The 7,805-nt window shown below is 54.5% G+C and carries 8 protein-coding genes; 5 read left to right on the top strand and 3 right to left on the bottom strand.

What is annotated here, in order from left to right:
• Positions 1–453, bottom strand: a 453-nt coding sequence (locus tag AACS18_RS23180; protein ID WP_258228868.1) for a lyase family protein, incomplete at its 3' end; no start/stop codon positions are given.
• 442 nt (positions 454–895) lie between these two features.
• On the opposite strand from AACS18_RS23180, the gene AACS18_RS06265 reads away from it, so the two are divergent.
• Positions 896–1,372 carry an FxsA family protein gene (locus AACS18_RS06265; protein ID WP_005340570.1) on the top strand — a complete coding sequence of 159 codons (477 nt, stop codon included), beginning with the start codon at positions 896–898 and terminating at the stop codon, positions 1,370–1,372.
• 46 nt (positions 1,373–1,418) lie between these two features.
• On the opposite strand, the gene AACS18_RS06260 is transcribed toward AACS18_RS06265, so the two are convergent.
• Positions 1,419–2,753 (bottom strand): MATE family efflux transporter, encoded by a 1,335-nt coding sequence (locus AACS18_RS06260; RefSeq protein ID WP_258228869.1) that lies wholly within the window; start codon positions 2,751–2,753, stop codon positions 1,419–1,421.
• Positions 2,754–3,013: 260 nt separating this feature from the next.
• On the opposite strand from AACS18_RS06260, the gene AACS18_RS06255 reads away from it, so the two are divergent.
• The 4 genes from AACS18_RS06255 (at position 3,014) to AACS18_RS06240 (ending at position 7,545) form a co-directional block, all read left to right on the top strand.
• Positions 3,014–3,307 carry a co-chaperone GroES gene (locus AACS18_RS06255; protein ID WP_108613937.1) on the top strand — a complete coding sequence of 98 codons (294 nt, stop codon included), beginning with the start codon at positions 3,014–3,016 and terminating at the stop codon, positions 3,305–3,307.
• Positions 3,308–3,352: 45 nt separating this feature from the next.
• Positions 3,353–4,987 (top strand): chaperonin GroEL, encoded by a 1,635-nt coding sequence (gene groL / locus AACS18_RS06250; protein WP_005340575.1) that lies wholly within the window; start codon positions 3,353–3,355, stop codon positions 4,985–4,987.
• Between the two features lie 102 nt (positions 4,988–5,089).
• Positions 5,090–5,590, top strand: coding sequence for a molybdopterin-binding oxidoreductase (locus AACS18_RS06245; RefSeq protein ID WP_181363419.1), 501 nt, complete (start codon positions 5,090–5,092; stop codon positions 5,588–5,590).
• A 23-nt stretch (positions 5,591–5,613) separates the two neighbouring features.
• Positions 5,614–7,545 (top strand): putative bifunctional diguanylate cyclase/phosphodiesterase, encoded by a 1,932-nt coding sequence (locus AACS18_RS06240; RefSeq protein WP_005340581.1) that lies wholly within the window; start codon positions 5,614–5,616, stop codon positions 7,543–7,545.
• Between the two features lie 39 nt (positions 7,546–7,584).
• On the opposite strand, the gene AACS18_RS06235 is transcribed toward AACS18_RS06240, so the two are convergent.
• On the bottom strand, positions 7,585–7,805 hold a 221-nt coding region (locus tag AACS18_RS06235; RefSeq protein WP_219928008.1), incomplete at its 5' end, for a hypothetical protein.

Raw genomic sequence — 7,805 nt, 5'->3', positions numbered from 1 at the left:
GGGGTAGGCATCGTTGGTGGACTGGCACTTGTTGACGTGATCGTTCGGGTTGATGACGTCGTAACGGCCTTTCTCCAGACCCATGATTTCCAGGGCGATGTTGGCCAGTACTTCGTTAGTGTTCATGTTGACGGAGGTGCCGGCACCACCCTGGTAAACGTCGACCGGGAACTGGTCGAAGCATTTGCCGGTGTTCAGCATCAGGTCGCAGGCTTCTACGATCTTGTCAGCAATTTCAGGACGGATGGTACCCAGTTCACCGTTTGCCAGCGCAGCGGCCTTCTTGGTCAGCACCATACCGCGGACGAATTCCGGAACGTCAGAAATCTTCTGAGAGCTGATCTTGAAGTTCTCGACAGCGCGCAGGGTGTGCACACCGTAGTAGAGATCATTGGAAACTTCTTTGGTGCCCAGCAGGTCTTCTTCAATGCGGACGTTCTTGATGTCGCTCATTGTAATGCCTCAGAAATCAGATAAATGGAAAAATCCTCACCGAGTGGTCGCGAGTTCCTTGCGCACAGCTCATCCTGAAGCACCACACATCGAGTGGGGCGGTTGGGAGAATGACCTCCCGAAAAACTAATCAATATACTACTCCAATTGAGGTATCGGTTATTAGAGGTGGATCACTAAATTTGCGACATTTTCAAATTACTTTGAGGAAAGTACACATATGTTATGAAGTTTTTATCATGATGATTTTTATAAATTTTTGTGACTTTTTGCTGGTTTTTTAGATTGCTGATGACGCAGGAGTCAGTTGACCAACTTGAAAAGAGGGGGGTTGCCCCCATTTATTCAGTGCAGAAAGTGGTGATGACGGGGCGGCAAAATCGCCTCTGACCATCGTTGGATGGGGGCCACTTTTTCTCAATTTACCGGTGCTGGAGTGGATATGGGCAAGTTGTTTTTGTTGTTGGTGGGTCTGGTTGTACTGGAACTCACCGTAATGATCGAGGTCGGCTCGGTGATCGGGGCGCTGCCGACTGTCGGCTTGCTCATCCTGACTGCGGTATTGGGCTCTTCGCTGGTGCGCAGTGAAGGGATCAAGACCCTGTTCAGCGCCCAGCAAAAGATGCAGATGGGCGAGATGCCTGGCCGCGAGGTGATGGGGGGCATGATGCTGGCGTTGGCGGGCCTGCTGCTGATTATCCCGGGTTTCGTGACCGACATTTTCGGTGTGCTGTTGCTGCAACCCTGGCTGCGCAACAAACTGGCTGACAAGCTGATCGGCAGCAGCCAGTTCCGGATGCAGATGGGCGGTTTCCAGCGTACTCAATCGCCGTTTGGCAACGCACCGTCCGATGATCATCTGGGGAACGCCAAGCAGGGCGGCACCACCATCGAAGGCGAATTTGAGCGCAAAGAGTGAGCGTAAAGAGTAATCGACGAGACGAAAACCGAGGTGAGTGACTGAATCAGGGTTTGCCCTGATGGCACAAGGCCTCGAAGCGGTGTCGGGCATACCACCATGCGAGGGTGCCCGCCGCTAGATTGGCCAGCAAGATCCCCAGATATATTCCCTGTTCTCCCCCCAGCTTTGCCCCCAGCCAGGCTCCTGGCAACAGAAAACCAAACAGTCGCAATCCGTTGAACAAGAACGAAATACTGGATGCCCGCACGCCATTGAGTGCCGAGGCCAGCAGCATTACCATGCCCTGAAAGCCGTAACCGATCGGCACCAGATGCAGATAGAGAATGATGAGGCGAATGACCTGCGGATGATCGCTGAACAGGTTGGCGATGGGTGGCGCCAGTAGCCAGGTCAGGCCATAGATGGTGAGCTGGAACAGCAACGCAAAACTCATGCAGCTCTGCAGTGCAGCTTTGGCGCGGGCCGGATTGCCGGCGCCACAGTTTTGCGAGATGAAGGGGGCCAGAACGGAGGCGAGGGCCATCATCACGATCAGCAGCAGCGCCTCAACCCGCGATGCGGCGCCGTAAGCGGCCACCACCTCGGTACCCAGACCCGCAAAGATCGCCATCAGCACCGCATTGGCCAAGGGGTTGAGCATATTGGTAAAAGAGGCGGGGATGGCGACATGGAGCAAGGCCCGCCAGTGGGTCAGCAACCGGGCCCGCGGCGAGAGGCGCCACAGCAGCAAGCCCTCCCGATGACGCAGGATATAGAGGCTGACCAGCATCGCCATCAACCAGGAGATAGAGGTGGCGATGGCGGCCCCGCGGATCCCCCATTCGGGAAAGGGGCCGATACCGAAGATCAACAGAGGATCCAGTACCCCGTTGACTAGCCCGGCTACGGCCATCACCAGACTGGGAGTTTTTGTATCGCCGGTCGCCCGGATGGCGGCATTGCCCACCATGGGTAGCACCAGCATGGGGACGGTGAGATACCAGATCAGCATGTAGTCATGGATAAGGGAGATAAGCTCGGCACTGGCGCCCAACAGGGTAAACAGCGGTGTGATGGTGAGAGCGCCCACCGCGGAGAGCAGGGTGACCAGGATCACCGCCAGAAACAAGCTGTCGGTGGCGAGATGGGCTGCCTCATTGTGCTTGCCCTGCCCCAGGGTATGACCGATCACCGCTGACAATCCGGCGCCCAATCCCATCGCCAGCGAGGTAACCACAAAAGTGACAGGAAAGGTAAAGCTGATGGCGGCCAGAGCTTCGGTGCCCAGCATACCGATAAAAAAGGTATCGACCAGATTGAAGGCCAGAATGGCGATGATGCCGAAGATCATGGGGCCCGTCATCTGGCGCAGTACGACCGGAATAGGGGCAGTCAACATGGGGTTGGTACGGGTCAAGGGCTCGTCTCTACAGCTGGCTTTGAAGGTTCTGGCATCGAAAACGGGCGGCTTGAACCGACCTTGCACCAGGGTGCAGACATGGCTGAACCATCGAAGATGTTTATAGTACGTGAAAAAATTTTTTTTGTATTTGCCCTTGAAGGGTTAGCAACTCTGCCCCACATCAGGGACATATCTAATTTGGCCTGGAACGGCCATTCCTCAAAGCAACAATGAGACTCATTTTGGGAGAGTTATCGATGAAAATTCGTCCACTGCACGACCGCGTCATCATCAAGCGCATCGAAGCTGAAGCCAAATCTGCCGGCGGTATCGTCTTGACTGGTACTGCGGCTCAAAAGTCCACCCGTGGTGAAGTGCTTGCCGTGGGGACTGGTCGAATCCTGGATAATGGCGATGTCAACGCGCTGGCCGTCAAGGTTGGCGACAAGGTTATCTTCAACGAAGGCTACGGCGTGAAAACCGAGAAGCTGGATGGTCAGGATGTGCTGATCCTGTCCGAGACCGACATTCTGGCGATTGTCGAAGAGTAATCCATCCCCACTTTTCTCCGAATTGATTGAAAGGATTGAACAAAAATGGCTGCTAAAGACGTTAAGTTTGGTAACGAAGCCCGCATCAAGATGCTGGAAGGTGTGAACATCCTGGCTGATGCCGTCAAGGTTACTCTGGGCCCGAAAGGCCGCAACGTGGTACTGGACAAGTCCTTCGGTGCCCCGACCATCACCAAAGATGGTGTTTCCGTTGCGCGCGAAATCGAGCTGGAAGACAAGTTCCAGAACATGGGCGCCCAGATGGTCAAGGAAGTGGCTTCCAAAGCGAACGACGCTGCGGGTGACGGTACTACCACTGCAACCGTTCTGGCTCAGGCTATCGTCAACGAAGGTCTGAAAGCCGTTGCCGCCGGTATGAACCCGATGGATCTGAAGCGCGGTATCGACAAGGCCGTTGTGGCTGCCGTTGCCGAGCTGCAGGCGCTGTCCCAGCCGTGTGCTGACAGCAATGCCATCGCTCAGGTTGGCACCATCTCCGCCAACTCCGACGAGAAAGTGGGCAAGCTGATTGCCGAAGCCATGGATAAAGTGGGTCGCGATGGCGTCATCACCGTTGAAGATGGTCAGGGTCTGGAAGATGAGCTGGCTGTTGTTGAAGGTATGCAGTTCGACCGCGGCTACCTCTCTCCGTACTTCATCAACAAACAGGAAACCGGTTCCGTTGAACTGGACGACCCGTTCATCCTGCTGGTTGACAAGAAAGTCTCCAACATCCGCGAAATGCTGCCGGTGCTGGAAGGTGTTGCCAAAGCGGGCAAACCGCTGCTGATCGTTGCCGAAGACGTGGAAGGCGAAGCCCTGGCGACTCTGGTGGTCAACACCATGCGTGGCATCGTGAAAGTGGCTGCCGTCAAGGCGCCGGGCTTCGGTGACCGTCGCAAAGCCATGCTGCAGGATATCGCCGTACTGACTGGCGGTACCGTCATCTCCGAAGAAGTTGGCATGGAGTTGGAAAAAGCGACGCTGGAAGATCTGGGTCGTGCCAAGCGCATCGTCATCACCAAAGAGAACACCACCATCATCGATGGCGTGGGTGATGCAGGCGTGATCGAAGGCCGTGTTGCCCAGATCCGTCAGCAGATCGAAGAGACCTCCTCCGACTACGACCGTGAGAAGCTGCAAGAGCGCGTAGCCAAGCTGGCTGGTGGTGTTGCCGTGATCAAGGTGGGTGCTGCTACCGAAGTCGAGATGAAAGAGAAGAAAGCTCGCGTAGAAGATGCCCTGCATGCTACCCGCGCCGCGGTTGAAGAAGGCGTGGTTGCCGGTGGTGGTGTGGCGCTGGTTCGCGTTGCTGCCAAACTGGCTGGCCTGCGCGGTGACAACGAAGACCAGAACGTCGGTATCAAGGTTGCCCTGCGCGCCATGGAAGCCCCACTGCGTCAAATCGTCATCAACGCCGGTGAAGAAGCCTCCGTCATTGCCAATGCAGTGAAGAACGGCGAAGGCAACTTCGGTTACAACGCTTACAGCGAACAGTATGGCGACATGCTGGCCATGGGTATCCTGGATCCGACCAAGGTAACCCGTTCCGCCCTGCAGTTTGCCTCTTCCATCGCCGGTCTGATGATCACCACCGAGTGCATGGTCACCGAACTGCCGAAGAAAGATACCCCTGCTATGCCTGACATGGGCGGCATGGGCGGCATGGGCATGATGTAATCATCCCCCCTTGCTCTGTTTGACAAACGGCTCGCTCAAGGCGAGCCGTTTTTTTATATCTGGCTAAACTGAGTCTGTTGAGACAGCAAATCTGGGGGCGATATGAAAATGTTTGGTTGGCTGACACTACTGTGTTCATTGGTCATCATGCCGGTGATGGCTACTGAGGCGCTGACGGGGCCGGTGATCCTGAAAGTCGGTGGTAACATCAGGTCGGCAGATGAAGTTGATGGCAAGGTGTTGTTTGATCTGGCTAAACTACAGGCTCTGCCGCAACATGAGATAGTGACCGGCAACCCGTGGGTGGATAAGCCGCACACCTACAGAGGCCCAAAATTGGCCGATGTATTGGCTGCAGTCGGTGCGGATGGCAAGACCATTACGTTGACGGCGCTGAACAGTTTCCAGGTCCGCATTGAATGGGACAAGGTTGCCAAATACGAGCCCATCCTCGCATGGGAAGACAACGGTGCTGTCATGCGGGTGCGTGACAAGGGGCCGGTCTGGTTTATGCTGCCTCTTGATCAATATCCGGAATTGAAGCGATCCGAATATACCGACATGATGATCTGGCAGCTGGATTTGATAGACATTCAGCACTGATAAAAACAGCACGGGAGCATGGGGTGAAAGGAAAGACCAGGGCGTGGCCACTGCTCGTCATTCTGTATGTATCCATCCTGTCGTTTACCGGGAGCACCCTCTATTGCCTGATGCAGATCCAGAATGCGACCAGAGCGATGGAGAAATACACCTATGATGTCTCCTGGGCGCTGATGCAGTTGCAACTGGAGCTCGGGCGTTTCCTCAATGCGGTAGAGGTCTATCACTATGGCGGTATTGATCATGACACCTTGATGTTGCGTTATGACATTCTCTGGAGCAGAACGCCCATCCTGTTGAGCGGCCAGCTGCGCAAGAGCATGCAGGACAAGCAGAAAACCTTGCGTCTGGTGCAGCTGATTGAAACCAATATTCGCCAAATAGAGCCCGACATCACCAAGTTGCAAAGTGGGGCATCTGACTATCAGCAGATCATGATGCGCCTTGCCCCGCTGCAAGAGCCGCTCTCCTACTCCCTCGCTTCTGTGATGCAGAAGAACATCAACGTCTATTCCGAGAACGATCGCCATTTTGGCCAATTGCGCAATGCCTTGTTGCTGATGGTCTCCGGTCTGGTCATGTCAGTGCTGCTGCTCAGCATGCTGCTTATATATGAAGGGCGTCGCCATTTCAGAGCAGCCAGACGGGATCCGCTGACCGGGTTGTCCAATCGGGTTGCTTTGCTGGAGCGGATGGAGTTGTACGCTACACAGGAGGTGCCGTTTGGGCTGGTGCTGGTCGATATCAACGACTTCAGGGATATCAACAGCAAGTTTGGCTATGACACCGGTGATTATCTGCTTTGTGAGTTTGCCACCCGGATCAGAGTGCTCTGTGAAGAGGGGGAGTGGAGCGGACGTCTGGGGGGAGATCAATTTGCCATTATTCAGCGTGGCAGCAGCGATCTGCGTCAGGTCAGGGAGCTGGTAGCGCGATTGCTGCATGCTCTGAAGCAAGATATCGTCTATGACAACTATCCCTTCCGGCTCGAAGTCGGGATCGGGATTGCCTTCTATCCGATGGACAGCGACAAGACTCAGGAGTTGTTGAGTCGTGCGGAACAGGCCCTGTTCCATAGTCGCAAGACCCATGTCCCCTATGTGATTTACGATAACTCCCTGCTCAACGAGACGGCGCGGCGCAAGCATCTGGCGTCGGACATGATCATGGCGCTGGAACACAATGCGCTGGAACTCTATTACCAACCCATCGTCAATCTCGAGAGTGGCCGCTGTGAAGCTGTCGAGGCTCTGCTGCGTTGGCGGCATCCAGAGCTCGGTTTCATTCCGCCAAACGAAGTGATCATGGTGGCTGAGGAGTTCCAGCTTGCCGAACGGGTTGGGAGCTGGGTGCTGAACACCGCTTGCGAGCAGCTCTATCAGTGGCACCAGCTTGGTATGGTTGATCTGCAAATGTGTGTGAATATCTCGCCAGGCATGTACCAGCGTAATTTGCTCAAATTGGTGGCCAAGGCATTGATGGAGCACCACCTGCCTGCCCGCAGCCTTGTCTTGGAGGTCACGGAAGATACCACCATGCGTGAAGTGAAGAACTCGCTGCAACTGATGCAGGATCTCAATCAGCAGGGGGTACTGCTGGCATTAGACGATTTTGGGACTGGTTATTCATCTTTGAGTTATCTGCAAAAGTTACCGGTCAGCAAGGTGAAGATTGACCGCTCCTTTATACAGGGCATTGACACTTCAATGGAGGCATCCGAACTGGTCGCCAATATTTGCCGGATGGGGTCGATGCTGGGCAAGAGTCTGGTGTGTGAAGGGATTGAGACACAGGCCCAGTTGGATGTACTGCGATCCCTGACCGATATCCACTTGTATGGACAGGGATATCTGTTCAGCCGACCAGAGCAGGCGGAGAAAATCTATCAAACCTTGCTGGAGATGGAAGAGCTTTGGCTGGCGCGTCAACAATCCGAAATGGCTTATATGAGTTGAGAGGGGGCTTAACTGTCATCTGACTCCAAAATGTGTGATTTAGCTCGAACTTTCTTCTTTTTGTTTGTTGTTTGAACGGTTGTGCAGTTTTATCAATAAAACATGCAGTTTAGCCTTGCCAGAAAGAATCTGTTCCCTATAATGCGCCTCCATCGACAGGGCAAGCGGCAACGCAGAAAGCCAAGTCGATAACCTCGAAAGCCCTTGAAAATAAGGCTTGACTCGAGAAGGCGGTTGAGTAGAATTCCACTCCCGCAGCA

It is taken from the genome of Aeromonas sp. HMWF015 (assembly GCF_963878965.1).
Taxonomy (GTDB): domain Bacteria; phylum Pseudomonadota; class Gammaproteobacteria; order Enterobacterales; family Aeromonadaceae; genus Aeromonas; species Aeromonas veronii.
The sequence above is the reverse complement of the archived record's forward strand: the minus strand, read 5'-3'. Positions and strand labels throughout refer to the sequence as shown.